The organism is Candidatus Electronema sp. JC (assembly GCF_048287365.2).
Lineage (GTDB): Bacteria > Desulfobacterota > Desulfobulbia > Desulfobulbales > Desulfobulbaceae > Electronema.
Window position 1 is genome coordinate 1 of the sequence record NZ_JBLWEM020000063.1, and the last position, 26,367, is coordinate 26,367.

The 26,367-nt window shown below is 57.4% G+C and carries 23 protein-coding genes, 1 tRNA gene and 1 pseudogene; 16 read left to right on the plus strand and 9 right to left on the minus strand.

The window, feature by feature from the left end; genetic code table 11:
* Positions 1-1,116: PPC domain-containing protein (locus ACNKH3_RS10335; RefSeq protein ID WP_420209182.1), on the minus strand; the 1,116-nt coding region annotated here is incomplete at its 3' end.
* Between the two features lie 216 nt (positions 1,117-1,332).
* On the opposite strand from ACNKH3_RS10335, the pseudogene ACNKH3_RS10340 reads away from it, so the two are divergent.
* The 4 genes and pseudogenes from ACNKH3_RS10340 to ACNKH3_RS10355 all read left to right on the plus strand — a co-directional run.
* Positions 1,333-1,478 (plus strand): annotated as a pseudogene (locus tag ACNKH3_RS10340) (plasmid stabilization protein); the annotation flags it as partial.
* Between the two features lie 43 nt (positions 1,479-1,521).
* The gene (locus ACNKH3_RS10345; RefSeq protein WP_420209183.1) at positions 1,522-1,782 is read left to right on the plus strand and encodes a type II toxin-antitoxin system HicA family toxin; all 261 of its coding nucleotides are present in this window, start codon (positions 1,522-1,524) and stop codon (positions 1,780-1,782) included.
* Entirely contained in the window at positions 1,775-1,987 is a 213-nt protein-coding gene (locus tag ACNKH3_RS10350) for a type II toxin-antitoxin system HicB family antitoxin (RefSeq protein ID WP_420209303.1), read from the plus strand. The genes ACNKH3_RS10345 and ACNKH3_RS10350 overlap by 8 nt, the downstream gene beginning before the upstream one ends.
* Before the next feature lie 15 nt (positions 1,988-2,002).
* Complete coding sequence (locus ACNKH3_RS10355; protein ID WP_420209304.1) at positions 2,003-2,284, plus strand: hypothetical protein; 282 nt, start codon at positions 2,003-2,005, stop codon at positions 2,282-2,284.
* A 311-nt stretch (positions 2,285-2,595) separates the two neighbouring features.
* Here the strand turns inward: ACNKH3_RS10355 and ACNKH3_RS10360 are convergent.
* A tRNA-Arg gene (locus ACNKH3_RS10360) sits at positions 2,596-2,672 on the minus strand.
* Positions 2,673-2,924: 252 nt separating this feature from the next.
* Here ACNKH3_RS10360 and ACNKH3_RS10365 point away from each other — a divergent pair.
* The 11 genes from ACNKH3_RS10365 to ACNKH3_RS10415 all read left to right on the plus strand — a co-directional run bounded on the left by ACNKH3_RS10365 (position 2,925) and on the right by ACNKH3_RS10415 (position 19,259).
* Complete coding sequence (locus ACNKH3_RS10365; protein WP_420209184.1) at positions 2,925-5,732, plus strand: right-handed parallel beta-helix repeat-containing protein; 2,808 nt, start codon at positions 2,925-2,927, stop codon at positions 5,730-5,732.
* A 264-nt stretch (positions 5,733-5,996) separates the two neighbouring features.
* Positions 5,997-6,329 carry a hypothetical protein gene (locus tag ACNKH3_RS10370; RefSeq protein ID WP_420209185.1) on the plus strand — a complete coding sequence of 111 codons (333 nt, stop codon included), beginning with the start codon at positions 5,997-5,999 and terminating at the stop codon, positions 6,327-6,329.
* Positions 6,330-6,755: 426 nt separating this feature from the next.
* A complete protein-coding gene (locus tag ACNKH3_RS10375; RefSeq protein ID WP_420209186.1) occupies positions 6,756-6,983 on the plus strand; it encodes a hypothetical protein in 228 nt (75 codons plus the stop codon).
* 249 nt (positions 6,984-7,232) lie between these two features.
* Entirely contained in the window at positions 7,233-7,691 is a 459-nt protein-coding gene (locus tag ACNKH3_RS10380; RefSeq protein WP_420209187.1) for a hypothetical protein, read from the plus strand.
* Positions 7,692-8,052: 361 nt separating this feature from the next.
* Positions 8,053-8,805 carry a hypothetical protein gene (locus tag ACNKH3_RS10385; protein ID WP_420209188.1) on the plus strand — a complete coding sequence of 251 codons (753 nt, stop codon included), beginning with the start codon at positions 8,053-8,055 and terminating at the stop codon, positions 8,803-8,805.
* 196 nt (positions 8,806-9,001) lie between these two features.
* The gene (locus ACNKH3_RS10390; RefSeq protein ID WP_420209189.1) at positions 9,002-9,967 is read left to right on the plus strand and encodes a hypothetical protein; all 966 of its coding nucleotides are present in this window, start codon (positions 9,002-9,004) and stop codon (positions 9,965-9,967) included.
* Positions 9,968-10,062: 95 nt separating this feature from the next.
* Positions 10,063-10,968, plus strand: a complete 906-nt coding sequence (locus ACNKH3_RS10395; RefSeq protein ID WP_420209190.1) for a sirohydrochlorin cobaltochelatase — start codon at positions 10,063-10,065, stop codon at positions 10,966-10,968.
* Between the two features lie 154 nt (positions 10,969-11,122).
* Positions 11,123-13,804, plus strand: coding sequence for a NosD domain-containing protein (locus tag ACNKH3_RS10400; protein WP_420209191.1), 2,682 nt, complete (start codon positions 11,123-11,125; stop codon positions 13,802-13,804).
* A gap of 50 nt (positions 13,805-13,854) precedes the next feature.
* Positions 13,855-15,366, plus strand: coding sequence for a M12 family metallo-peptidase (locus ACNKH3_RS10405; RefSeq protein WP_420209192.1), 1,512 nt, complete (start codon positions 13,855-13,857; stop codon positions 15,364-15,366).
* Positions 15,367-15,446: 80 nt separating this feature from the next.
* Positions 15,447-17,516 (plus strand): tetratricopeptide repeat protein, encoded by a 2,070-nt coding sequence (locus ACNKH3_RS10410; protein WP_420209193.1) that lies wholly within the window; start codon positions 15,447-15,449, stop codon positions 17,514-17,516.
* 225 nt (positions 17,517-17,741) lie between these two features.
* Positions 17,742-19,259, plus strand: a complete 1,518-nt coding sequence (locus ACNKH3_RS10415; protein ID WP_420209194.1) for a glycosyltransferase family 39 protein — start codon at positions 17,742-17,744, stop codon at positions 19,257-19,259.
* Between the two features lie 3 nt (positions 19,260-19,262).
* Here the strand turns inward: ACNKH3_RS10415 and ACNKH3_RS10420 are convergent, their stop codons facing one another.
* The 4 genes from ACNKH3_RS10420 to ACNKH3_RS10435 form a co-directional block, all read right to left on the minus strand.
* Positions 19,263-20,273: an NAD-dependent epimerase gene (locus tag ACNKH3_RS10420; protein ID WP_417915916.1), complete on the minus strand. Its 1,011-nt coding sequence runs from the start codon at positions 20,271-20,273 to the stop codon at positions 19,263-19,265.
* 44 nt (positions 20,274-20,317) lie between these two features.
* Entirely contained in the window at positions 20,318-21,124 is an 807-nt protein-coding gene (locus ACNKH3_RS10425) for a DUF3786 domain-containing protein (protein ID WP_420209195.1), read from the minus strand.
* Positions 21,125-21,190: 66 nt separating this feature from the next.
* Positions 21,191-21,376: an indolepyruvate ferredoxin oxidoreductase subunit alpha gene (locus ACNKH3_RS10430; protein WP_417915918.1), complete on the minus strand. Its 186-nt coding sequence runs from the start codon at positions 21,374-21,376 to the stop codon at positions 21,191-21,193.
* A gap of 118 nt (positions 21,377-21,494) precedes the next feature.
* Positions 21,495-21,680, minus strand: a complete 186-nt coding sequence (locus ACNKH3_RS10435) for an ATP-binding protein (RefSeq protein ID WP_417915919.1) — start codon at positions 21,678-21,680, stop codon at positions 21,495-21,497.
* 389 nt (positions 21,681-22,069) lie between these two features.
* On the opposite strand from ACNKH3_RS10435, the gene ACNKH3_RS10440 reads away from it, so the two are divergent.
* The gene (locus ACNKH3_RS10440; RefSeq protein ID WP_420209196.1) at positions 22,070-23,308 is read left to right on the plus strand and encodes a hypothetical protein; all 1,239 of its coding nucleotides are present in this window, start codon (positions 22,070-22,072) and stop codon (positions 23,306-23,308) included.
* 163 nt (positions 23,309-23,471) lie between these two features.
* Here ACNKH3_RS10440 and ACNKH3_RS10445 read toward each other — a convergent pair whose 3' ends face one another.
* From ACNKH3_RS10445 to hepT, 3 genes are all read right to left on the minus strand, one after another.
* Positions 23,472-24,173 (minus strand): hypothetical protein, encoded by a 702-nt coding sequence (locus ACNKH3_RS10445; RefSeq protein ID WP_420209197.1) that lies wholly within the window; start codon positions 24,171-24,173, stop codon positions 23,472-23,474.
* 143 nt (positions 24,174-24,316) lie between these two features.
* Complete coding sequence (gene cobA, locus ACNKH3_RS10450) at positions 24,317-25,867, minus strand: uroporphyrinogen-III C-methyltransferase (RefSeq protein WP_420209198.1); 1,551 nt, start codon at positions 25,865-25,867, stop codon at positions 24,317-24,319.
* Between the two features lie 78 nt (positions 25,868-25,945).
* Positions 25,946-26,365, minus strand: coding sequence for a type VII toxin-antitoxin system HepT family RNase toxin (gene hepT / locus ACNKH3_RS10455; protein WP_420209199.1), 420 nt, complete (start codon positions 26,363-26,365; stop codon positions 25,946-25,948).
* Positions 26,366-26,367: the final 2 nt, after the last annotated feature.

The window sequence follows — 26,367 nt, forward strand, 5'->3', positions numbered from 1 at the left end:
AGAGACCGCCTGGCCGGATGTCAGCGTTGTGATGGTTGATGGGGGCGGCGTGCTTCCCGACAGGGTCGCCTTGAGATTGTAGCTTCCCGCTGCAAAGCCGTACACGCTGATGTACCATGTCGCGCTGCCGCTGTTCGGCAATGTGCAGCTTTCCGATGTCGTTCCGCCGGAATACGGCCTGCATAAATAGGAGGATGAGGTAGGCTCCGCGCCTTTTTGGACATACAGGTCCACGTCTGCTGACAGGCCGGTCATGTCAACTTTGAGCTGGGTGTCAGTCGAGGATGAGGTGATTTTGTACTTCTTCCATTCATTGTACGCTGCCGAACCGGAGACCGCCTGTCCGGAGGTCAGCGTTGTGATGGTTGATGGGGGCGGTGTGCTTCCCGACAGCGTCGCTTTGATGCTGAAACTACCCGCCTGATAGCCGTACACGCTGATGTACCATGTCGCGCTGCCGCTGTTCGGCAAAGTGCAGCTTTCCGATGTCGTTCCGCCGGAATACGGCCTGCATGTGAAAGCCTGCGACGTGGGTGAAGCGTCTTTCCGCACATACAAATCTACGTCCGCTGACAGTCCGGTCATGTCAACCTTGAGCTGTGTGTCGGATGAGGACGAGGTGATTTTGTAGTTTTTCCAGCTGTTCAAACCGACCGAGCCGCTCACTGCCTGGCCGGAGGTCAGTGGGTCGGCAGGGTAAATGGTTGTGCCGCCTGACAGCGTGGCTTTCATGGTGAAGCTGCCCGCTTGATAGCCCTGCACACCGATATACCAAGTCGCTCCGCCGCTGATTGTCAATGTGCAGCTTTCTGAAGCAGTGCCTCCATTATAGGGCCTGCACGTGTACGCGCTCACCGTGGGCGAATAGTCCTTCCGCACATAGAGATCAACATCCGCAGACAGGTTGGTGAGTTCAACTTTCAGCTGCGTATGGGAAGATGATGCTGTAATTTTGTAGTTCTTCCAGCTACTCAACCCCACTGAGCCGTTCACCGCCTGCCCGGAAGTCAACGGATCTGAAGGATAGATTGTGGTTTGCGCTGAAACTGCTCCGGCAACTGCCAAGAGCAGCATGGTCAATATTCCGATCAGCCAGCTCTCACGAATAGTTTTCATATCTTTCTCCTGTGAAAAAGAAAATTTAAAAGGTAGACAAAACCTTACCCCCCCCCCATGCGCTTTTGTCAAGGAAAAAGAAAATAATTATTGCTTTTAAAAAAACAACATGTTGGCCATAAACCTTTCTTTTGTTTTGACAGACTGACGGGAGCAGCGTACCATGAAAATTGTTCTGAGGGTCTTTAACCAGTCACGAAGGAAAGATTATGGTGGATTTTGAACCGCAATAAACCGGCTTTTTACTGCGTTCCAGCGCGGGCCTATGAGAAGAACTGCTTGACCAGCTTGAAGACATGGAGCTGAACGCCATTGCTGATGCCCGCAAAGGGCAGGAGCAGATCAGGGTGGAACTGACTTGACGCATTAGAGCCGTTCTGGATCAAATATAACCGTTGAATCCTTATGAACAAACACGAAAAGCTCCTCTTGCAAATTCTATGGGGGAAAAGCGATGCCAATATTTCATTCTCAGAGTTAGTCAACCTGCTGCTTTACTTAGGTTTTGAATTGCGCTTCTCTGGCCGCCACCACATTTTTCGGAAAGATGGCATCGAGGAAAAGCCGAATTTACAGAAAGACGGCAGTAAGGCGAAACCGTATCAGGTCAGACAGATTCGTAATCTCATCCTGAAATACCGGCTTGGAGAACAAAATGATCGCTAAATATGAAGTTATTATTTACTGGAGCGATGAGGACATGGCATTTATTGCCGATATCCCAGAGCTTCCTGGCTGCATGGCGCACGGCGACACATACGACTCGGCTTTGGCAAATGTTAAAGAGGCAATGAACTTGTGGCTCAAAACTGCCGAAGAATGCAATGAGCCGATTCCCGTTCCCAAAGGCCGCCGTTTAGCTTTTGCCTGACTCACCTTCCACGGCCTGCGCCGCGAGGACTTGCTTCAAATTGTGGACATCCAGATTGCCCGAATGGCAAAACGTCTGGCCGAACGCAAGCTCTTTGTCGAATTGACCGAGGCGGCCAAGATCTTCTTGGTGGAAAGCGGTTATGATCCAGCCTACGGTGCTCGGCCTTTGAAGCGGGCTATTCAACGGCAGATTGAAGATCCGCTGGCTTTGGAGCTGCTGGAAGGGATGTTTGGTGAAGGGGACAGGATTGTGGTGGATCGGGGAGGAGAAGGGCTGGTATTTGGGAAGAAGTGATGGCTTTCTGCGGGTACAAGGGCGGATGAAAGTCCGCCCTTGCTCTTTTGCACGCTGATTTTTCCAACTGCCGGGGCTGATGTTTTCAGATCGCTGCATAGGGCAAACGCATACCTTTTGCAGTCCTGCCAATGTTGCATTGTCCCATCCGGATTTAAGCCTTTTGCCCTTTATACCGAGTTCATTTTTTTCCTGTTTGCTTTGCGGCAGTGTGTCTCACGTCTTGGCAGAAAGCCACTACGCCTTGAAGACTGCCAAAAAAAGAAAAAGGGACTTGCCGCAATAACAGCAGCAAGTCCCTGAATTTTCTTTGGCGCACCTGGCAGGATTCGAACCTGCCACCCCCGGATTCGTAGTCCGATGCTCTATCCAGATGAGCTACAGGTGCAGTGAACGCAATATTTAGCCGAAAACGAAATTTTGCACAAGTTTTTTCTGCGGCAATTCGTGCTGAAAAATTGTTAGTTTTGTCAATTCAAAGAGATAGGGCAGGCATCCGTCCAGCCTTCCTCCACGCCGCCCGTATTTTTCTCCATCTGGCCCTGTCCATTTTGCTCATTTTGCTGTATAGGATGAGGGCCGGACTTCCGGGCTGTTCCAATCCGTCCTGTTTCCAATCACGTCAACGCGAACAAAAAAAATGGCTGACCGTTTTTTCCGGCATTGCCTGCCTGCGCTGCTGCTCGCCGCCTGCTGCGGCCTTCCCGGCTCTGCCGCCGCCAAAATTCTGCTGGTGCCGAGCCAGCAGCATCCGGCCATCAGCGTGGCGATGGGTGCCGCCGCGCCCGGCGACACGGTCCGGGTCGCCGCCGGAACCTACAGCGAAAACGTCATCCTCAGTCCGGGCGTGACCTTAGAGGGCGGCTGGAACGGGCAGTTCACCGAGCGTGATGTTTCCAGGCACAGCACGGTCATCGACGGCAGCGCGCGGGGCGGCTACGTTCTCTTTGGCGCGGACAAGGCGGCGGTGGACGGTTTTGTCATCACCGGCGGCGGCCCGCCGATGATGATGCCGGACGCTGATGTCGGGCCAGGCGTGTACTGCGACTCCTCCTCCTCCTTCACCGTGCGGAACTGCATCATCACCGGCAACAAGGCCGCAGGCATCTATGCCCGCACCTGCCAGATGCTGGTCACAGGCAATATCATCGCCGCCAACGGCAAGGCAGGCATTTTCCTGGAGGACGGCAGCGCGGCCCAGATTCAAGGCAATCTGATCAGCCACAATCTCTGGGCCGGAGTCAACACCGGCGGCGAGCTGCCCTCCAAGGTGGAGATTGTCAACAATGCGGTGCACAGCAACAGAAAGGCGGGCATCAACGTCGCCTTCTCCAGCGGCATGGCGGCCAACAATCTGATCTACAAGAACGGCGAGGCCGGCATCCGCTGCGGCTTGACCGAGATGCTGCTGGTCAACAACACCGTGGCCGACAACGGGCTGGCCGGAATTTCCGTGGCTGAGCCGGCTGACAGAACTGCGGCGCGGAAAAATCCTGAGATCAAAAACAACATCGTGGCCAACAACGGCGAGGCGGGCATCAAATCCTTCGGCGGCGGCTACAGCTACAACCTGCTTTACGGCAACAACCGGGCGGACGGCTTCTACCCGGACTTTCTCTGGTACATCCGCCTCCAGTTCGGCGGCTACGAGGACGAAGTCACGCTGGAGAAAAGCAAAAATGTCCTTGGCGACCCGCTTTTTGTCAATCCGGCCCAGCACGACTACCGCCTGCGGTCCGGCTCGCCCGCCATTGACGGCGGCGATCCGGCGCCGCTGTTCAATGATAAAAATTTCGGCCCCTCGCTCGGCGCGGACCGCAATGACATGGGTGCCTACGGCGGGCCGCACACTGTGGCCGAGAACAGGCCGCCCAATCAGCCGCCCCAGGCGCAGATCGAGCCGCTGAAGGAGCCGGTTTACGCCGGAGACAAGGTGACGCTCAACGGCGCGGCAAGCATTGATCCCAACGGCGATGCGATCAGCTATGACTGGCGGCTGCTCGGCAGGCCGATGCAGAGTTTGGCTGCGCTTCAGCCGCAGAAGGACGGCGCCTGCCAGTTCACAGCAGACCGAGGCGGACAATATGCTGTCCAGCTCACAGTCAGCGACCGCTGGGGCCTGCGCGGCGCGCCGGTGACGCTGACTGTGACGGCGGACCCGGACAAGCCGCCGACTGCCAAAATCGCCAAGCCGCAGGATCCTGCTCCGCTGGGAAAAACCGTGCAGCTTTCAGCTTACGACAAAAACAAGCAGAACGGCGGCGAACTGACCTACTCTTGGCTGATTGTCAGGAAGCCTGCGGCCAGTCAGACCGTGCTTTCTGATCCCGCTGCGGAGAGGCCGACCTTTGTCGCGGACGCGCCCGGCTGCTACACTGTGCGCCTGACCGTGGCCAACGGCAGAAAGACCAGCGCGCCGGACACGGTTCATTTTTGCACCAAGGAGAGCCAGGTGCCGGGCCGCCGGTCGGTGCCGGATGAATATCCCACCATCCAGACCGCATTGGATGCCGCCGAGGCGGGCGAGGACGTGATTGTCCAGTCCGGCATTTACAAAGAAAACATCATTGTGGACAAGGCGGTCAATCTGATCGGCGTGGGCAATCCGGTCATTGACGGCGGCGGCAGGAAGGCCGACGAGGCGGCGGTCTTTGTCTGCTATCTGGACAACACGGCGGCAGGCCGCATTCAAGGCTTCACCGTCACGGGCGGCGGCGCGGGCCAGTACGGCCACGGCATCCAGATCCTCAACTGCTCGCCGGAGATCGTCGGCAATCATATCACCGGCAACAAGCACGTGGGCGTGGGCATTCATGGTCAGAAGAATTTCACCAAGGACACCAAGATTCACAACAATCACATTTATGACAACGCCATCGGCGTGAGCAACGGCCTTGGCGCGTCCGGACAGATTTATCACAACGACATCTACGGCAACAAGGTGACTGGCATCGGCGTGCGCGGTCTGGCCAGCCCGGTGCTTGGCAAGAACGTCATTTACGGCAACTACATCGGCATCGGCGTGCGCGAGGAGGCTTATCCGGTGATTGAGGGCAACGAGATCCGCGACAACATTGTCGGCATCGCAGTCAATCCGGGCACAGAAGGGGCCGCCCTGCTCGGCGCGGCAGGCAGCCGCCTCAGGGTGAGCGGCAACGTGGTGAGCGGCAACCGCAGGGCGGGCGTGTTCATCTCCTCGCTCAACCGGAGCGATATTTTTGTGCAGGGGAACTCTGTCACCGGCAACGCGCAGGCGGACGGGAGCCGCAGCGGCGGAGTTGTCACCGGTTATCCGCACGAAATTCTGGCCAAAGCGGTCATGGAGAACAACATCGTCAGCAGCAACAACGGACGGGACATGCAGCTCTTCACCGAGCTGGGCGAATCCGCCGGAACTGTGGGCGGCTCGCAGGGACGCAGGCCGATGATGATGACTCCAGGTCGGTGAAATTCTGACCGGCGGCTCTTGACAAACACCGCGTTTTGTCGTATTGCATAGAGTATGTTCAGATAAATGTACTTTTGCTCTGTTTCAGTCAGGAAAAGATGTACAAACGGAGGAAAAGGCGATAGGATGATACCAAATAATGCGCTGCGCCGGGCGTGTGGGCCGGGCACGGCATTAGCCCGGGCGTGAACAGTTTGCGTTCAGGCGGCAACGGACAGGGATTTTCTCCTGTCCATCTATTTCATCAAGAGGAGGAGGTAGAAAATGAAAGGTTTGACAATGAAATGCGCACTGGGAATGGCAGCGGCGGCTTTGATGTTCGCTGGTTCAGCTTCCGCGCAGATGCAGCAGGGTGGTGCAAATTTAAGCATTGATCCGACAACCTTGCAGACTGTTGACCAGGCTCTGCTCCAGATGCAGCAGGAGATGATTCAGAAAAATTACTCCGCCATGCTGCTCAAGCCGCAGATGATGAGCAAGATGATGGCAGAGCGCACCCCGCAGAATTTCATGCAGGGCGCGATCCAGCCGGTCATGATGGAGAAAATGCGCAATCAGATCAAACCGCAGCAGATGCAGATCATGCAGACCAGATAAATTATTCTGGATCTCAGCCGGTTCTGCAAAAACAGACGGCTGCAATGCAGAAAGAGATGCCGCCTGCAAGGCGGCATCTCTTTTTTTTTGCCCTGTCCCCGCCGCGTTGTCCTTTTCCTCTCCGGCATCTCTGAGTTCCGTCCCGACACGTTGTCTTTTTCATCCCGCCGCTAAAAAAAACAGCCTCGCACCCTTGACACGAGCTGAGTTTTTTTGATAACCTGTTTTTATAGAGGAGAGGAAAAGAGCGGAAAAATGCCAGACGGGTTGTAAGAGGACTGCCGCTCACAACGAAAAACGGAGGAGAAAATCATGAATATGACCAAAAAGATTTCCAAGAGAATAATTCTTGCTGCCGCAGCTTTTGGATTTGCAATGTCTTCATCTCAGGTGTTCGCCTTTGAAGTTCCTGATGAAATCACAAAGATGATTAATCAGATAATTGTGCAGATGCAGCAGCGGACAATATCTGAACTGTATCCGCAGGCTCCGCTGAAGAACCAGATGCGCGGCAAGATGATGCAGGAATTCTCCTCGAAGATGATTCTGATGAACCAGATTCAGCCGGTGATGATGGAAGTGAACATGAACTCCACCAGAAACGGCCTGATGAACCGGATGGTTGAGAGGCCGGTTCCTCTGCCAGGCTCATGATCTGCCTTTGATTCAGGCAGTTTCGATATCGGCGGGGCCGGACGAGGCTTTCAGCTTCTCCGGCCTCGCCTTTTGCAGGCCGCCGCCGATGATGTGCGGGCTTGACTTCTGCGGCGGCGGGTGCTACGGTGTTTTGTATGCTGGAATAGCGGCTTGCGCATGTCAGCAGGTTCTGCGCGGACGGCAGGTCCGACCGCAGAAGATTTTCAGCGCGGCGCACATCAAGATTCTTCCATAGAGAGGGTTGCAATGAAAAGGCTGAAAACCACCGCCCGGCGGCAGCTGCTGGGAGCAGCCGCCGGGCTGATTCTCGCCGCCGCGCCGGTCGGCGCGCTGGACTTTGACCCGCAGACCCTGCAAACCGTTGACGAGATGATACGGCAGATGCAGCAGGACACCATGCGGCAGCAGTACGCCGCCATGCCGCTCAGGAACGAGCTGCCGGGCAAAATGATGAACAACATGTATCAGTACGCCTCCACAGCCTACCGTCAGAACATCCAGCCGCAGATGGTGCAGGTGGTGATCGGCAACATGAGGCCGTGGGAGTTTCCTGACCGGTTCAAACAGGTGATGATGCCGCAGATCGTCTCGCAGGTCAGCGGTCAGATCAAGGATATTCAGCTCCAGCAAATGCAGGAGGGCATCCGTGATCCGTCCTTCCCCAATGTGCCGGGCATGGCTGGCGGGCAGAGCCAAAACAAGTAAAAGCAGGCTGCCTGCTTTCGCAGCAGAGACATATAAGGAGAGCCGCCCCGGCAGGAGCGGCTTTTTTCTTTTTCAGGCGAACAGTGCTGTTTAAAAAATCTTTTTTAAAACAACAGCATGAAATAATGGTATATTTTCCACATTCTCTCTGTGATGGCGCCGGGCTGCCCTGCCTGCCGGTAAAAAAAATTGTACACAGGCTGGAAAAATGCTTGCAAAAAGCGGGCGGGCGGGCTATAACACTCGCATCAGTTGCGCAGCAATACTGAGCTGATGCGCGAAAATCGGGGCTGACAGGATTGCAGAGAGGTGTCCGTCCGCGTGGTGCGGGCGGCTTTTTCAACACGAGGAGGAGAAAAAAGTGAAAACAGCAGCTATCAAATGGACAGTGGGTCTTGGACTTATGCTTGCCGCAGGCTCGGCTTGGGCGCAGGGCAGCAACCCCATGTCCGGCATGGCCAGCAGCATCGCCGCCAGCATGGCCAGCAGCATGATGTCCGGTGTCAACCAGCAGGTGAGCAGCAATGTGAAAATGGACACCTTGTTCTCCCCGGAGGCCGATCAGGCCGCGCTGTCTTCGCCCGCGCCAGTGCTGGACATCCGCCAGATGATTGAGCAGGCGGTGCAGAACATGCCGCAGCAGCAGCGCGACCAGCTGGCCAATCAGATGACGCAGGACAACTTGGCCCTGCTTCAGCAGGGATCCGCAGCAGCCAGCCAGATCAGAGAGAAAGTGCGCGACACCATCATGATGGACCGCTACAAGAATATCTCCGCCATGGCCCCGAACCTGTACCGGAGCAACATTCAGCCGCAGATGGTGCAGACCATCATCAGCAACATCCGGCCTTGGGAGCTGCCGAACAAGTTCAAGAGCAAGATGATGCCGGTCATCGTCGGCCAGGTTAGCAACCAGATCAAAATGCCGCAGATCAACTTCATGCAGGAGAACATCACCAGTGCCGAGTTCCCCAACGTGCCGGGCATGCCGGGAAGCGTTGGCATGGGCGGTTCTGTTCCGAATCAGATCAAGACCCAGCAGATGCAGCAGATGCAGCAGGGCGTGATGGATCCGAACTTTATCGACCCGCAGCGGCTGATGAACGGCATGTGATGCCGGTTTGACGGCCTGATCCGTTGCCGGAACTGTCAGCTAAGGCAGTTCCGGCTTTTTTTTGCCCGGCACCGAGGGGGGTAAAAAAAATTTTACAAAGCCGCTCAAACTTGCTATCTTTAAGTGGAGCCGCTCCGGCTGAGGGAGGCAAGGAAAACTGAATTTGATTTTTATTCAAAAAGCGAGGAGAGAACAAATGAAAAAAACAGTGACACTGAAAATCGCTCTGACGCTGGCCAGCGCCTTTCTGGCCGGAGCGGCTTCTTGGGCAGGCGGCGCGCCCGGCGGCATGGGCATGGGAACGTTCAGTGACGACAGCGTCCCCGGTGCAGGGAACATGGGCGGCATGGGCATGAACCCGGTTCCGGGCAACATGGGCATGATGAACAATACCGGCGGCTTCAATCCGATGATGAGCGGCGGTTTCTCCATGCCCGTTGATCCCAACTCGCTGGCCAACAACTACAGCAATATGGGCGGAAGCTATCCCGGCGGCATGGGCGGTTATCCCAGCGGCGGCATGAACGGCGGCGGCGGAATGCCGATGCTGGATCTGCGGCAGGTGGTGCAGCAGGGCATCCAACGGCTGCCGCAGCAGCAGCGCTACAACGGCGCGGCAAACATGGCCAATCAGAATCTGGCCCAGCTGGGCAACGGCATGTCGTCGATCAACCAGATCAGGAACAGCGTTCGCGACTCGATCATGATGAACCGGGTCGGCGACATTTCCCGGATGGGCCAGGCCACGTTCAGGCCGATGGTGCAGCCGGGCGCGGTGCAGAGTATGATCAGCCAGATTCAGCCGTGGAACTTCCCCTACCGCTTCCAGAGCGCGATGATGCCAGCCATGATTCCGATGGTCAGCGCGCCGATCAAAGGGCGGCAAATGGCCTATATGCAGGCAGGGATCATGAACAACCCGAACTTCCCCAACGTGCCGCTGCCGCTGCCGATGTATGGCTCATCAGGCGGATACGGCGGGGGATATTATGACCCATACAACGGCGGAATGCCGGGCAATCAAGGCATGTACGGCGGCGGCTACTCCAATGGGATGATGCCGATGCAGCAGAATATGATGATGCCCAATATGCAGAATATGCAGAACATGATGATGCAGAATATGATGCCCAGCATGATGCCATACGGCTACGGCTACTGAGCAGCAAAGCAGGCTGGCGCGGCATCAAGCCGGAGGCGCGGGCAGCGTCTCCGGCTTTGCTGTTTTCAAAATTCCCGGATCAAGAAAAAAAGAGCATGAAGCATAAGAACGCCATCGTGCTGGCGATGTTCGGCACCACGGTGGAACCGGCCCTCAAGGGCCTGCTGAACATCAGCGGCAGGATGCGGGCGCGTTATCCGGAAACCCCGGTGCGGATCGCCTTCACCTCCAACATCATCCGCAAAAAATGGCAGCAGCGGGCCGCTGATCCGGATTACATCAAGGAGCATCCTGAAATTCCGGCGGAGATTCTTGAGGTCAGGACAGTGCTGGCGACCATCGCCGACCTGCAAGATCAGGGCCATGACACCATCATACTCCAGCCGACTCATGTCGCAATGGGCGAGGAGTATCTTGATCTCGGCACCTTTGTTGACGGCCTGATGCGGATGGGCACGGTCAAGAAGGCGAAATACAAGCCGTTCCACAAGGTTGTTTTGGGCCGTCCGGCCTTGGGCACCTACGGTGTCGCCCATCCTTATCACGAGGACATCATGGCGGCGGCAACGGCCTTGGCAGCCGATGCCGAGCTGGCCAGGCAGGAAAAGGCCGCGCTGGTCTATATGGGCCACGGCAATGAGCATTTTCCTTCTTCCGGCTCCTATTTGGAGCTGGCCGAGCGGATGCGCAGGCTGCATCCGGACGTGCTCACGCTGATCGGCAATGTTGAAGGCTATCCCGCCTTGGCTGATGTGACCGCTGAGCTGCGGCGCTTCGGCGCGAAAAAAGTGCTGCTCAAGCCCTGCATGGTTGTGGCTGGAGACCATGCGGTCAATGACATGACCGGGCCGGAGGACGACTCTTGGAAAAATGTCCTTGAGCGGAACGGCTTCGAGGTGCAGGCCGCCGCATCCGGGCTTGGCGAGATTGACGCGTTCGCCGACATCTTTGTCCGCAATGCCGGCGAGGCCGCCGCAGACGCAGGCATTGTCCTGCGATAACGCTCTCCGTTCTTCCCCGCCTTGTTCCAGAGGCGGGCGTATCTCCTTCTTTCCTGCCGCACTGCCAGATCCCTGTCTGGATTTCTCCCTCTGAAAGTTTTATAATCAATAAGACGACCTTGAAAAAGGTCAAAAATTTTACGGAGAGGCGGAGATGAAAGCAACAATAATGTTCTGTGTCACCATAGGGCTGCTGTCTTCTCAGGCGGCTTTTGCCGCTTCAGTCATCAATGAGCCGACAAAATGGGAGGATTTTGTCAACCATGACATCCGGCTTGACGACGCGGCAATTTTCAGCGGCGAGAGCTTCAGCGCGGCTGCCGGAGAAACGGTGTATTACATCTCCGCGTCAGGAAAAAGCGGCAACAGCGGCCTCTCTCCCGATTCGCCGTGGGATTTGGCCGCCTGCAACGCCCACAAAGCAGACAATTCCATATATTTGTTCAAGCGCGGCGACCAGTTTCGGGGCTTCATCAGCCGGAAGAGCGACAAGCTCAACACCAAATTCGGCGCATACGGCGCCGGAACCCGCCCGCTCTTTCTTGGCAGCATTGTCATCAGCGGCTGGCAGAAAACAGCGGACAGCCGGATTGCCGCCGCCGTTCGAGGACAGGTCTATGAAGCGGATTTAAGCGGCGCGGTCTTTGGCGGCACAGACGGCGGCAACGGCGTCCGCCATCTCTTTTTCAACCGCAAGCTGATGACCATAGCCCGCTATCCAAATGTTGCCGGGCCGGAGCAGGTCAACTGGCTGAACATCACTGAAAAAACAGGAGACTACAGCTTTTATGACACGCATCTTGCTGGCCGCAGCAACACCGCTGGCTATTGGACCGGCGCGACCTTGCGGGCGAGAACGTACAGCTGGCAGTATTCGGTGCGGCAGGTGACAGGCTATAGCAGCGGCATCATCACTACTGAAAGCGTCAGTACGCCGTGGTATCCGGTCAAAGGCTGGGGTTATTTCTTAGACAACAAGATTGAGGAACTGGACTATCCCGGCGAGTGGTTTTATGATCCGCTGCATAAAAAGATATTTTTTTATCCGCCGCAAGATACGAATATCAGTGCCAGTCTGGCTGAGGGTATGACCCATGACACGGGTATCAATATATACTGGCAGCAGCATCAGACTTCAGTTAAAGATCTTTCCTTTAAACAATATATTGGCAACTGCGTCAATATTAACAGCTCGAACCAGATATTGCTTGCCAATGTTGCAACGCAGCACTGCGGCCAAGGCGTTTATATCTACAATGCAAATGACAGCGAGCTGCGCGGCAATCATATTGACGGTTCCTTTGAAACCGGTATCAATATTGCCAAGCACGAAAACATCCTTGTTGCGGAGAATATCATCTCCAACAACGGCATGTATCCAACTTACGGCAGTTTCAGTGCCGCTCTGACCCAAGGCAAGGGCATAAATAGTCTGAACGATGGCGTATTGACTATTTCTGGCAACACTATTGTCAATTCATCCTATTCAGGAATAGAAATCGGCACGACAAATGCCCTTGTGGAAAAGAATTTTATTCAAGGATCTCTGCTGCACATCAATGACGGCGGCGCAATTGTTTTGCGCGGCAGCAACATGCGTATTCTTAACAACATCATAATTGGTGTTTATGGCAACATCAACGACGGCGCCAATGGCTACACCGGCAATGACAAGACATCAAAGCACGGCTCCTACGGCATGGGCATATTTGACTACGCTGGAATTCAAGGCAATGTCATCAGCGGCAACACGGCAGCTTATGCCAGAGATATCGGCATCATGATTCAGGAAGGAGCGGATTACCAAATCAGCGGCAATGTCAGCTACGGCAACGAAGTGCAAATTCAGGCCAAGAAAGGCGGCAGCGGCATCAGCATTGAAGACAACATCATCTTCAATGGCGATAATATCGTCATCGGTGCAGGAACTTATGCTGATCACAAGGGGCTTGAGCTGTCCGGCTCCTTCACCAATCTTGCGGTTGACCGGAACAAATACGGCTCGCTTTGCTCAGAAAGCTACATTTTTTATAATGGCGGCTATGATATCGACTCATTCCGTCATTTTAACGGCACACTTGATCTCAATTCGACAAGCAATTCTGCAAAAGTTCCGCAGTTCTCCGTGTCCTCTCTGGTCTCAACATTGGCTGAAGATGACTTTGAAAGCTGCGAGAATACAAATCAGTGGACAAACACCTCTATTTTCTCCGGCGGCAAATGCAGCAGCGACACCAGCAAAACTGGCTCGAAGAGCTTTGTCAAAGAGGACGCAACTGTCGCGCCGACCTATTTTCAGCTCAAGAATACGGTATCTTTCGTAAAGGATAAAATTTACAGAATGGAGTTTGACTCCTATGCCAGCGGCAGAACGATCTATGAACTTTCCATCGCCAGTATGATTGATGGGGTGTGGACACGGCTGATTCCAGAATACCGCTTTCAATTCAAATCGGCACGGCAGCATCACCGTCTGATGTTCAAAGCACGGATGGACATGAGCGAGCAGCCGATATTTCATGTCAAAGACGGCAATGACCAGCAGATCTGGATTGACAACTTCGTCCTTCAGGAAGTTATGGTTCAACCCAAGGAAAAGACGAAGATAGTCTTCGACAATGCGGCCTTGCATGGGATTCAGAGCGATTCCGTCCTGCTGGTCAACAAAACCTTTGCCAGCAAAACCTGCACCGTGCCGACTGGCTACGCCACCTTGAGCGGACAGCAAGGCTCTGTCACGCTTGCACCATTCAAATCGGCAGTGCTTATCCGCGCTGAAACGCAGCCTCCTTCTGCACAGTCGTCGGCAATGCCGTGGCTTCTGCTTCTGCAATAAGCGCAGCGGCAGAATGTACGATTAATCAAAATTTATCTCAGGAGCATAATATGAAAAGCAAAAATTTTGCTGACATGATGCTGCGGGCAGGACTGTTTGCCCTTGTTGTTTTTATAGCCGCCGGAGCGCAGGCCGCGCCGCTGCTGCTGCCGCTGGCCGAGGATGCGGCGGCGGATGCCGCAGAGCCGGGCAGCGCGCTGTATGCCCTCAATAAGGAGACAGCGGCGCAGCTTCGGCAGAGCGGGAGTTTCAGCGTGACGCTGCCGGTGAATGGCCGGGAGGTGGAGTTTCAGCAGACCGAACGGCTGATCCGGGCAGGGAACCTGACGTGGCGGGGCGTTGATGCCAGCGGCCAGCTCTCCGCCTTGCTGACGCTGGCACCTGACCATATTTATGGGCAGGTCTTCGGCCCGTTCGGCGCGGTGGCGATTGCCCCTGAGGGCAGCCAAGTGCGGGTCAGGCAGCTTGATCCGGCGCAGGAAACACCATTGCAGGATGACGCGCTGCTGCCGCCGCCTGCGTCATCGTCGGCCTCAGCGCCTGCCAGCGCAGCCGCAGCAGCTGAGGACGGCTCCCGCATTGACGTGATGGTGCTGTACACCAACGGGCTGGCGGCGGCGCATCCGGGCAGCCAGATCAACACGCTCATTCAGAATGTAATTGATCAGAGCAACTTAGTCTTCAGCAACAGCGCAGTCAGCACCCAGTTCAATCTGGTTCACGCGGCGATGGTGACATATCCTGATGATTCCCTAAGCGGCATGAATGAGGCGCTCGATGATCTGACCGACAATCTCGGCGTGTTTTCCGGTGTTGAAGCGCTGCGCACCACCTATGGAGCCGATCAGGTTGTGCTGCTGCGCCGATTCGTGGATGAGGGCTGCGGCCTTGCCTGGGTGCTGCGCAGCTCCTCGCCCCGGTATGCCTATGCTGTGGTGCATGTCGGCGACAAGACGGACGGCAGCAGATCCTACTGCCCGGACACCACCTATGTGCATGAAATAGGACATAACCTCGGCTGCGCCCATGACCGCGCCAACGCCGGCTCGGCGGGCCGTTTCGACTACTCCTACGGCTACCAGAGTCCTTCGGCAACCTTCCGCACCGTCATGGCCTACGATTGCCCTGACCGCTGCCCGCGTGTGCTGTATTTCTCCAACCCGGACCTTCAGTACAGCGGCGAGGCTCTTGGCGTGCCATATACGGCCAGCAACAGCGCGGACAACGCCCGCACCATCAACCAGACCAGGGTGGAGATGGCCAACTACCGGACGGCGGCAGTCACAACTTGGACGGTGACTCCCTCTGCGGGCGCGGGCGGCAGCATCAGCCCGGACACGCCGCAGACCGTGGCGCACGGCGCAACAGCCAGCTTCACGGTCACGCCGTCCAGCGGCTGGCGGATCAGCTCGGTGAGCGGCTGCGGCGGCGCACTCAGCGGCGGCAGCTACACCACCGGGCCGGTCACTGCTGACTGCGCCGTGACCGCCCGCTTTGCTGAAGAAAGCGGCGCGGACGGCAGGGGCTTCCTTCCTGTGTACAAGCTGCTGCTGAACAAATGAGGCTTCCCTCTTGTTCTGGCAGAGAGCGCAGGGTACCATAGGGCTGTTTCCGCGCTCCTCATCCAGAAGGAAGGACAGCCATGAATCAGTTCGACAGCAAGGGCGGTGGTCAGAGCATCGCCCAAGGCGACCACTCCATCGGCCAGCAGAACAACAGCGGCTGCGTCGAGCAGACTTCTGCTGGCAACGGCTGCATCATCGCAGGCACTGGCGATGTCCGCATTGAGCATCTGCACCAGCACTATCCCCGCACTGCCCAAGGCATCCCCCTGCAACGTCCTCCCAAGGCCGAGCATTTCACCGGCAGGGACACGGAGCTGAAGGAACTGCTGGACGCGCTCCAGCCGGGCCGGGCAGTCACGCTCTGCGGCCCCGGCGGCATGGGCAAGACCGCGCTGGCCGCGCAGGCGGTCTGGACGCTGGCTCCCGGCAAGGAAGCTCCTGCCCTCTTCCCGGACGGCATCATCTTCCACTCGTTCTATGGGCAGGAGGATGTCAGCCTCGCCTTTGCCCACATCGTGCGCAGTTATGACGAAGAGCAGCAGGACACCAGTTTTGCCGCCGCGTTCCGCCTGATGGCCAGCAAGCAGGCCTTGCTCATCTTGGATGGTGCGGAAGAGGCTGGCGACCTGCCTGCGGTGCTGCGGCTGCGCGGGGCGTGCGGGGTGCTGATCACCAGCAGGAAGAAGGAGGATGCGCCGGATGAGCTGCTGGAGCTGAAGCCGCTGGATGAGCAGCCCGCAAAAGATGTCTTTCTTCTATACAGTAGGGACACGGCATGCCGTGTCCCTACTGCGGCTGATACCACGACCGTGCAGGCCATCTGCAAGCTGCTGGGCGGCTGGCCGGTGGCCCTGCGGATTGCGGGCCGCTATTGCAGCACAACGGGCGAGAGCGCGGCAGCCTACCTGCGCTTTCTCCGGCAGCAGCCTTTCAAACGGCTGGGCAAGGGCGAGCACGGGCAGGAGAATGCCGCCTTGCTGCTCCGGCGCAGCGTGGCGCAGGTGAGCGATGATGCCCGGCTTGCGCTGGGGCTGGCAGGCTGCTTGGCCTTTGCGCCGCTGGCCCGCGAGCCAGTGGCCGCCATTCTTGATGGCGATGAGCTGCGCAGTGCTGATGCCTTGGGCGAGCTGGTCAATTACGGCCTGCTGGAAAGGAAGGCGGAACGCTGGCAGACAAGCCACGCGCTCATTCATACCTACGCCCGCGAAGAGCTGGCCCTGAGCACGGAGAGCCTTGAGCGGCTGGCAGAGTGGTACATGGTCTTCTGCTATACTGCAAGCGAAGAAGGCGTGAAGGGTTACGTCCGCCTTGATGCAGAACGGGCGCACTGCCTTCGGCTGATGGAGAGCTGTCTTGCCAGCAAACTGTGGCAGGAGGTGAAACTGCTGGTGGGGGCAATTAGCGACTACTTAGACCGGCAGGGCTGGTGGACAGAGCGACTGGCTGCCCTTGAGATGGGCTTAGATGCGGCCAAGCAGGCTGGCGACCATAAAGATGAAGGCTGGCATTTGAACAGTCTTGGCTACACCTACTGGAAGCGCGGCGAATATGAGAAGGCATTGGAATGGTTTGACCAAAGCCTATCGATAAATTACAAGATAGGCAACAGGAAGGGAGTAAGCGCAACTCTAACTGGTATTGACGAAATTTATCGACGACAGAGTACCTGTGGACAAGCCTTGCAGCGTTATGTGAAGAGTCTGAGCATACAACGGAAGTTTGGCGACAGAGAAGGGGAAGGTGTGACCCTGAATAATATTGGCCTGCTTTATTGGGAACAGGGCGATTACGACCAGGCTTTGTCGTGTTATGATCAGTGCCTGACTATCGCACAGGAACTTGGGTGTAAGATATTGGAAGGAACAACGCTGAACAATATTGCCGTCATCTACCGTGCGCAGAGCAGTCCTGCCAAGGCATTAAAATATCATGAACAAGACTTGGCGATATGCCAGCAGCTTGGTGACAGGGCCAGAGAAGCAGAGTCGCGCTGGAACATCGGCCTCACCTATGAAGACATCGGCGACTTTGCTGCGGCGGAGGAACACATCAGCCTTGCCGTGCAGCTTGCAGAGAAGATAGATCATCCTTCCGTGGAGACATGGCGCAAGACATTGACTCGGCTGCGGGCAGCGCGGCGGGGGTAAGTGCGGTTTGCGAACTGCCTCCTGCGGGAATGCGCCGTGAGCCTGCTCCGGCATCGGGTGTCACCATGCTGGTACTCTGGGTATCACCATGCTGATACGTGCCGAGTCACCATGCTGGTACTTGCCGAGTCACCATGCTGACTCCCGATGAGCCACCATGCTGGTGCTCACCGTTGCACTCTGCTGGCGCCGCACCTTGAACCAATCATACAACAGCACGCAGAAATGAATGAGCACACCGCCCGCCGTCAGGTCTGGCTGATCCTCGCGCTCGGCCTTGCGCTGCGCCTGCTGATCAGTGGCCAGTTCCTTCTCACGCCCGACGAAGCCAACTACTGGCAGTGGAGCCGGTATCTCGACATCGGCTATCACGACCACCCGCCCATGATCGCCTGGACGATCTGGCTGGCAACGCGGCTCTTCGGCCAGACCGAGTTTGCCGTGCGCTTGCCCACGATCATCGGCATGAGCGCGGCATCCGTGTATCTCTGTCTGCTCGCCGCCCGTTGGTTCTCGTGGCGGACTGCCGTGCAAGCCGCGCTGCTCAGTCAGTCGCTGCTGCTCATGAACGGCTCGGCACTCATCGCCACGCCAGACGGGCTGCTCCTGCCCTGCTGGGCAGCGGCCTGCTATTGCGCCGCTGTGGCGATTGAGAGCGGACGGCAGCGCGATTGGCTGGCAACCGGGCTGTGCTTCGGCCTCGGACTGCTGTCGAAATACACCATGCTCCTCTTTCCGGCCTCGCTCTTCGCCTTCCTGCTCTTCAGCCGCGAACGGCGTGCCGCGCTGCTGACACGCCAGCCGTGGATCGGCCTGCTCGCCGGTCTGCTCCTCTTTGCCCCGGTCGTGCTCTGGAACGCCCGCAACGGCTGGGTGACGTTCCGGCATGTGCTCTTCCAAGGCGGTGTGAGCGGCGAGGCGAGCGAGTTCACGCTGCGCTATCTCTGGGAATTCCTCGGCAGTCAGGCCGGGCTGCTCTCGCCTTTCGTCTTTCTCTTCCTCATCGCCGCTTGGCTGCGCGGCTGGCGCAGTCCGCTGCCGCTGGAACGGACGCGCTTCCTGCTCTGGCTCTCGCTGCCCGGCTTTGCTGCCTTTCTGCTGCTGTCCTTGCACGGACGCATCTACGGCAACTGGCCCGCACCTGCGTATCTCACCGGCCTGCTCCTTGCTGCGGCTTTGTATGGCAGGCAGCGTTTGTGGCGATTTGGCATTGGCGTGGCAGCAGTGATGTCAGCGGCTTTGCTGCTCCAGCTCATCCAGCCTGCGCTGCCGGTTCCCGCCAAATGGGACCGCATCGCCCAGGAGACTGTGGGCTGGGACGCGCTGGCGCAGCGGCTTGAGCTGGCACGGCAGAAGATGCCCCGGCCAGAGCAGACTTTCATCTTCGGTCTCCGCTACCAGTTTGCCAGCGAGCTTGCCTTTTACATGCCGGGCCAGCCCCGGACTGTGAGCATCAACCGCTGGTCGCGGCCAAATGTCTATGATTTCTGGTTCGAGGAGGAGCCGCTCATCGGTATGGACGCGGTCGGCGTGCATGAGCACAAGGGCATGGATGCGGTGCTGCGGGAGGTCTTTGAGGAGGTTGCGCCGGAGGAGGTCATCATCCAGCGGCGCAGCTCGCCGTGGTTTGGCAGCGAGGAACTGCGCCGCGTGTATCTGGTGCGCTGTCGGGGTTACAAGGGCGGCGGCCTGCGCTGGCGGCCCAAGCTGGCAGGCGACATCCGGGCGGTCAGGAGCCAGTGAGCCTTACTGGCCGTAATAGCTGCGGTACCAGGTCACAAACCTGCTGATGCCCTCCTCAATGCTGGTCTGCGGCTTGAAGCCGATCTCCCGCACTAAGTCGTCCACATTGGCGTAGGTCGCCCGCACGTCGCCCGCCTGCATGGGCATGTAGTTGCGGATCGCCTTCTTGCCGAGACAGTCCTCCAGCACATCAATGTAGTGCAGCAGCTTCTGCTTGTCGTTGTTGCCGATGTTGTACAGCCGCCACGGGCAGTAGCTGGTGGCAGAGTCAGGCGCGTCGCCGCTCCAAGCCGGGTTGGGCACAGGCAGGTGATCAATCAGGCGGAAGACACCCTCGACAATGTCGTCGATGTAGGTGAAGTCCCGCTCCATGTCGCCGTTGTTGAAGATGTTGACCGGCTTGCCCTCCAGTATCGCTTTGGTGAAGAGGAACAGAGCCATGTCCGGGCGGCCCCACGGCCCATAGACGGTGAAGAAGCGCAGCCCGGTGCAGGGCATTCCGTAGAGATGGCTGTAGCTGTGCGCCATCAGCTCGTTCGCCTTCTTCGAGGCCGCGTAGAGGGACACCGGGTGGTCAACGTTGTCATGCACCGAGAACGGCATGGCGGTGTTCGCGCCATAGACCGAGCTGGACGAGGCGTAGAGCAGGTGCTTGACCTTGTTGTGCCTGCATCCTTCCAGCACATTGAGGAAGCCGACGATGTTGGTGTCCACATAGGAATGCGGGTTGATCAGCGAGTAGCGCACGCCTGCCTGCGCAGCCAAGTTGACCACCGCGTCGAACTGCTCTTCGGCAAAGAGCCGGGCCATCTTGTCGCGGTCGGCCATGTCGAAATAGGCATGACGGAAGCCGGGGAAGGCCAGCAGCTCGGCCAGCCGCGCTTTCTTCAGGTTGGGATCGTAGTAGTCGTTGAGGTTGTCCAAGCCAACCACGGTGCGGCCCGCCGCAAGCAGGCGTTTGGACAGATTGTGGCCGATGAACCCGGCTGCGCCGGTGACGAGTATCTTGTGCATGGTATCGGGAGGCTGAGATTCTCCGCTGCAACCACCAGCGGCGGTTAGTTATGCAGGGCGGCGATGCGGCTGAACATATGCACCAGACCGATGCAGAGGGAAAGAGTCATCTGCGCGGGCAGATTGACCCCGCAGCATGTATCAAAGAGGATGGTCAGCGAGGAGTCCAGATCACCTTCCGGCGCCTGCCAGCAGATGAGCACGGGAAAATGCGGCAGCGGACGGAGGATCAGGGCGGTGTCGGCGGCAAAGCCTGTAGCCTCTTCGCCTTGAAACAGCTCGGCCAAATCGCGGAGCAGGCCGGGATGCTGGTCGGCCAGCTCTTTCAGCAGGCGTTCGCAGCGGCTGGCAAAGAGATTGCCGCGCTCCATGCAGCCGGGCAGGTCGCGGAAGTTGAGCCAGCGGCCTGTGACCTGCTGATGCTGCGGGCTGGCGGCATAGGCCAGCAGCGGGGCCTTGACCCACGGGATGAGGTGGCATTCCGAATGCACCTGCCCTTGCTGGTCAATGGCGAATTCTTTGCCCAAGGATTTGAGCGTCAGCCTGCTGTCTTGAACGAGGCCGCCGATGCGCGGGGCGACGGCAGCAAAATCCAGTCCGGCAATCTGCCGCTCCAATTGACTGAGGTCTTTTGTAAATTTATACAGCTCCTGCTCTGGCCTGCCTGCGAGACAGGCGGCCAGCCGCTCACGCGTTGCCGCGTCAAGCAGGGGGCAGTCAGCAAGATTCTTCTGGCCGGACGCGGCGGCGGCGGCAAAGGCGAGGCAGGAGGGCAGCTGGCAGCGGCCGCAGTTGCTTTTCGCCAAGGCGCGATAAATTTCAAAATGAGGCGCGGGGCTGGATTTCATCATGCCAGATGGAGTGCCTGAAAAAAAAGGAGCCGCAGAAGCGGCTCCTTCAGCCGTCGTTCTCTGCCCTTAAACTTCTGTGACAGTGATCGCGTCGAACTCGCAGACCTCCACGCAGGTCTCGCAGCCTAAGCACTCGTCCATGTTCACCGGCTCGGATTTCCCGTCAACCAGCTCCAGCACGGAGGCAGGGCAGCTGCCAACACATTCTTCGCAACCAGTGCATTTGTCCTTGTCAACGACTACTTCAAACATTTCGTTCTCCTTGGGTGACGGGTTCAGGAAAAACCCTTTTGTGATAAAACATCCTCGCTGCTCTTTTATACAGTCATGCGGCGGCTCCGGCAAGAGAAGAAAGGGGGCCGCAGGCTGTTTAAATTTCTGTGACAGTGATGGCTTCCGCTTCGCAGACGCTCATGCAGGTCTCGCAGCCCAGACATTCATCCGGCTCGACCGCCTCAGCTTTGCCGTCAACCAGCTCCAGAACGCCTGCCGGGCAGCTGCCCACGCACTCCTCACAGCCGATGCATTTTTCCTTGCTGATCTCAATTTCCCACATGCTCTTTTTCTCCCTTCAGTTCAATTGCTTGAAAATTTTATTGAAAACAGAGCGGCTGCCGCTGCTGCCGCCGCAGCCTATTATGCACCGACTGCGGCAAAATTACCCATATTCAAAACGCTGTCAATAGTTTTTTGCGGATTTTATTTTTTCCGCTTGGAAAAATTTGGCCGCTTTAATCTATCGTATTGAAATGGAGATTTTTTTTTGCAAACTGCACGGGCCGCGCCTGACGGCCCGCCAAGCGCGGGGTCCGGCGCGGGCAAAAAATTGTATGGCAGCAAAAAACTTAACTTGACTGTTGCGTGAAAGTATCATATTTTGTATTTATAAGGATGTGAAAATTTGTTTGGGGCTGACCTGTACAACACAGAATAAAGGAGATGATTATGAAGAAAGTGCTCGTTGCCGGCACTGCTCTGATGCTCGCCGGCACAGTCGCCGCGCAGGCCAAACCCGGAGTGGATGAGCCTGGAGTGAACCTCAGCGGCGATGCCCGCGTGACCTACATCGGCAAGCAGGATTACAAGCGCGCAGCTGACAGCGCAAATGGCTATGATGATTTCTTTGAGTCCCGCGTCGGTGTGAATTTTGATGCCTTGTCAAAAGCGCAGGGCGTTTCGGCCAAAGCCCGGCTGTATTTCGACGGCTACGGTTTTGAGGATGACGCTCCATGGAACGGAGAGGAGCGCACCGAAGTCTCTGTTGACTACGCCTACTTAGTCGCGCCGCTGGGCGACTGGACCATCAAGGCGGGCCGGGTCAATCTTGACTATTCCAAATTTTTCTCTTGGAACATCCGTCCGACCCGTCTGCTCGCCACCTACACGCATGGCGACATAAAAAAGCCTGGCAGCATGAGCATCACCCCGTTTGTCGGCGTGAAAAAAGAAGGAAGCACATCGGTTGACGCTTGGGATGACAATGATTTCATGGAATACGGCCTTGTTGTCAAAGCAAAGCTGCAAAACGCATGGAATCTGGCAGGCTATGTCCGCTACGATGAAGATCAGCGGGAAAAAATGAACGGCATCGACATTGAGACCGGAGAGCCTGCGCTGCTGGACAATAAAGACAGATCTGGCGCCATCGCCGATGTCTTCCTGAACAACGACGACGCGGGCTGCGACTTCGGCTTCCATGCCGAGCTGGGCTACAAGGCCGCTGACGTGCAGGGCACTGAAGATGACGGCATCGGTGGTTACGTGAGTTTGTCTACTAAAGCGATGAGTCCGCAGTTCACTCCGACCTTGCTGGTTGGCGCGACCAAAGACGGTTTTGTTGCTGACAACGACTTTGGATTTGTCATGGTCGGCGGCGAGCTGTCCACCCAAGTGATGAAGGTCGGCGACGGCGGCGACCTGCTTTTCGGCGCCTTGGTGGCCAACTACAAAGCCAGCGACCGGCTCAGCCTGACCGGCAACCTGCTTTATGCGGACTTTGACAACGACGCGCCAGAGACATTGGACAGCGCTGTTGAGGTTTCCGGCATCATTGATTACGCGTTGAACGAGTCTGCCAGCCTGAGCTACAAGGCCGGTTATCTGACCCCCAGTCTGACCAGCGGCGGCGGTGTTGCCGAGGATGCCTATTTCGCACACCTGCTCCGTCTGAACGTCAACTTCTAAGCAAACTGTTCAAGACCTTGACGGAAAAAGCACCCTTCGCGGGTGCTTTTCTTTTTTCTGCTGCAAGCGGAAAACGTTCAGTTCAGACCGGCGAGCCGTTGGCAATAAAAAAGGAGAAACGCCGCGCGTCTCTCCTTTTTTATTGCCTGCTTTTGTTCTGAATTCAGTATGAAAAGCTGATCGACATGCCGCCGTAGAAGGTGTTCGGATTTTTCTCCGCCGCCGCCGCTGTGTCCGCGCCGCCGCCCGCTTCCAGAGAATGCGACCATTGCAGCTCCGGGGTTACAGTGAACAGGCCGCCGTAGGAGACCGGCAGGTTGAATGACAGGCAAAGAGACTGCGCCTCGCTTTCCTCCTGTTGGAGGAGGGATGGAGCCAGCAGCATGGTTCGCGAATCAAGACCGAGCGCGAAGCTCTCGCTGATCTGGAATTCTTTGGACAGGTTGAAAGTCAGGTACCACGGCTTCTCGCTTTCTTCGTGAAAAAGGCTCCGGCTGTGCGGCGCATCTAATCCCAGCAGGACAGAGCCGCTTTCCTCCGGGGCGGTGTACAGATAGCCCGCAGAAAATCCCAGCCGCCCGGACGAGCCGGTGTAGGAAAGCGTGATGTCCTGACCGTCAAGCTCTCCCTGCTCGGCGAACACGCCTTTGAATTTCTTCGCCGACTCATTCAGCGAAAGATCAAGCCCCTGCGCCGCCGGGCCGCCGTTCAAACCATACATGCCGGCCGCCAGCAGCAGGCTGCTGATCGCCGCATTGTCTCCGCAGCTGCCGCCGGAGCAGGGCGCGGAGGGTTCAGCCGCCCAAGCCGGACCGCTGATGCTGACTAAAGCCGTCAGCAGGCAGGTGCAGTATTTTCGAGTCATTTTTCACAGTTCCTGAAGAAGGTTCGGAACTCGTCCGAAACGGTTCGCTGTCTCCTGTATTCAGTATAGCTGCGGACGGCTGAAATGACAATGCAAAAAGCTGTACCGTCCGCAAAATATTTTATACCACAATGACGGCAGGTTCAGCTCCGGCGGCAATGGGCGACAACCGCCTCGGCCAGCGCGGCGATGGTGTGCCGCTCCGGCTGCACGGTCACGGTCAGGCCGTGCTCGCGCGCTGTCTCCGCTGTCACCGGGCCGATGGCCGCGATTTGCGTCCGGCCCAGCAAGGCCCGCAGCTCATCCGCATCCTTGACATCAAGCATGGCCAAGAAGTTGGTCACAGTTGAGGAGCTGGTGAAGGTGATCAGGTCAACCGTGCCACTGCCCAGTTCGGCTCTCAGCTCGTCCTTGCGGCCTTGCGGCGGCACGTTCTGATAGACCGGCGCGATGGTCACGCCCGCTCCGGCCTGCTCCAGCAGCTCCGGCAGTGTCTCCGCCGCCTTGAGGGCGCGGGGCAGCAGGAAGCGTTTGCCCTGCACGCCGCCCGCCTCAATCAGGGCCAGCGCCAAGCCTTCGCCAGTGAATTTGGCCGGAATCAAGTCGGCGCGGATGCCGTGCCGGGCCAGTTCGTCCGCTGTGGCCGCGCCCACCACGCCAATTTTGCAGCCAGCCAAGGCGCGGCTGTCCAAGCCTTTTTCGTGCAGCCGTTTGAAGAAATAGCTGACCGCATTCAGACTGGTGAGCAGAATCCAGTCATAGCTGCCCAGCTCGGCAAGAGCCTGATCCAGCACGCTGAAATCCTCAACCGGCTCGATGTGGATGGTGGGATATTCCAAGCACTCGGCACCGTATTCCTCCAGCCGGGAGACCAGCTCACTGGCCTGCTCGCGGGTGCGGGTGACGATGATCCGCCTGCCGAAGAGCGGGCGATGCTCAAACCAGTCAATGGACTCGCGCAGTTTGACCACCTCGCCGACGATGATCAGCGCAGGCGGTGCGATTTTCGCCGCCTGCACCACCTCGCTGATGGTCGCCAAAGTGCCGACCACCGACCGCTGCTGCGGAGTCGAGGCCCAGCGCACCACAGCCACCGGCGTGTCCGGCGAGCGGCCGTTGTCGATCAGCTTTTTGCTGATATTGGGCAAATTCTTGATGCCCATGTAAATGACAAGGGTGCCTGCGCCGGTGGCCAATTTGTCCCAAGCCACATCAGACTGCTCCTTGCCCGCCGCCTCGTGGCCGGTGACAAAAGCCACTGAAGCCGTGCAGTTGCGGTGCGTGATCGGGATGCCCGCGTAGGTCGCCGCCGCTGTAGCCGAAGTCACGCCCGGCACCACCTCGAAATCAATGCCCGCCTTGACCAGCTCCTCAATTTCCTCGCCGCCGCGTCCAAAAATAAAGGGGTCGCCGCCTTTGAGCCGCACCACCCGCTTTCCGGCCAAGCCGTAGTCAACCAGCAGCTGGTTGATCTCCTCCTGCGAGGCCGCGTGCAGGCCGCCGCCTTTTTTGCCGACATAGACCAGCTCCGCCGCCGCAGGCACGTGCTGGAGCAGCTTTTTGTTGGCCAAATAGTCATAAACCACCACTTCCGCCCGTTCGAGGAGGAATTTGCCGCGCAGGGTGATCAGGTTGGGATCGCCGGGACCTGCGCCGACGAGATAGACTTTGCCTTTGTGAGGAATGTTGTTCATGAGTTCAGTTGCAGAAAGGTTTTTACAAAATGGTATGAGCAGACGCAGCGGATTGTGAACCACACCTGCCTGCTGAATTTAATTTGTGTCGGACACCGCATCCATCACTACATCGCCAAAACGGACAAGATCATCCATCTTTTTTTTGATCACGTTGCAGACCACATCAATATCCATCTTTTCATACTGATGCACGAGCAGATTGCGAAAATGCGCCATCCTGATCAACGAGTCCGCCAGCTCCGCCGAGATGATGCCCCGGTCGCGCAGCAACAGAAAGCTCTCGCGACTGGAATTTGGAATGCCCAGCTTTTCCCGTCGGATGAGATGATTGGCAAGGTCAATCGCCTGCTCGCAGGCCCGGAGAACATTGAGCAAGGCTGCATCCTGTCGGCTGAAATCAAAGGCGAATCCGGCGGGATTGAAGCTGTATTCTTCCCTTGCTCGGAAAACGCACCGCTGAATGGACTGCACTTTGTTGCTGATGATGTCGTTCATCT

Coding starts and splice junctions, on each gene's coding strand:
- ACNKH3_RS10345 (WP_420209183.1), top strand. CDS start 1,522: ATGAACAAACACGAAAAGCTCCTCTTGCAAATTCTATGGGGGAAAAGC.
- ACNKH3_RS10365 (WP_420209184.1), top strand. CDS start 2,925: ATGGCTGACCGTTTTTTCCGGCATTGCCTGCCTGCGCTGCTGCTCGCC.
- ACNKH3_RS10370 (WP_420209185.1), top strand. CDS start 5,997: ATGAAAGGTTTGACAATGAAATGCGCACTGGGAATGGCAGCGGCGGCT.
- ACNKH3_RS10375 (WP_420209186.1), top strand. CDS start 6,756: ATGATTAATCAGATAATTGTGCAGATGCAGCAGCGGACAATATCTGAA.
- ACNKH3_RS10380 (WP_420209187.1), top strand. CDS start 7,233: ATGAAAAGGCTGAAAACCACCGCCCGGCGGCAGCTGCTGGGAGCAGCC.
- ACNKH3_RS10390 (WP_420209189.1), top strand. CDS start 9,002: ATGAAAAAAACAGTGACACTGAAAATCGCTCTGACGCTGGCCAGCGCC.
- ACNKH3_RS10395 (WP_420209190.1), top strand. CDS start 10,063: ATGAAGCATAAGAACGCCATCGTGCTGGCGATGTTCGGCACCACGGTG.
- ACNKH3_RS10400 (WP_420209191.1), top strand. CDS start 11,123: ATGAAAGCAACAATAATGTTCTGTGTCACCATAGGGCTGCTGTCTTCT.
- ACNKH3_RS10405 (WP_420209192.1), top strand. CDS start 13,855: ATGAAAAGCAAAAATTTTGCTGACATGATGCTGCGGGCAGGACTGTTT.
- ACNKH3_RS10410 (WP_420209193.1), top strand. CDS start 15,447: ATGAATCAGTTCGACAGCAAGGGCGGTGGTCAGAGCATCGCCCAAGGC.
- ACNKH3_RS10415 (WP_420209194.1), top strand. CDS start 17,742: ATGAATGAGCACACCGCCCGCCGTCAGGTCTGGCTGATCCTCGCGCTC.
- ACNKH3_RS10420 (WP_417915916.1), bottom strand. CDS start 20,273: ATGCACAAGATACTCGTCACCGGCGCAGCCGGGTTCATCGGCCACAAT.
- ACNKH3_RS10425 (WP_420209195.1), bottom strand. CDS start 21,124: ATGATGAAATCCAGCCCCGCGCCTCATTTTGAAATTTATCGCGCCTTG.
- ACNKH3_RS10430 (WP_417915918.1), bottom strand. CDS start 21,376: ATGTTTGAAGTAGTCGTTGACAAGGACAAATGCACTGGTTGCGAAGAA.
- ACNKH3_RS10435 (WP_417915919.1), bottom strand. CDS start 21,680: ATGTGGGAAATTGAGATCAGCAAGGAAAAATGCATCGGCTGTGAGGAG.
- ACNKH3_RS10440 (WP_420209196.1), top strand. CDS start 22,070: ATGAAGAAAGTGCTCGTTGCCGGCACTGCTCTGATGCTCGCCGGCACA.
- ACNKH3_RS10445 (WP_420209197.1), bottom strand. CDS start 24,173: ATGACTCGAAAATACTGCACCTGCCTGCTGACGGCTTTAGTCAGCATC.
- cobA (WP_420209198.1), bottom strand. CDS start 25,867: ATGAACAACATTCCTCACAAAGGCAAAGTCTATCTCGTCGGCGCAGGT.
- hepT (WP_420209199.1), bottom strand. CDS start 26,365: ATGAACGACATCATCAGCAACAAAGTGCAGTCCATTCAGCGGTGCGTT.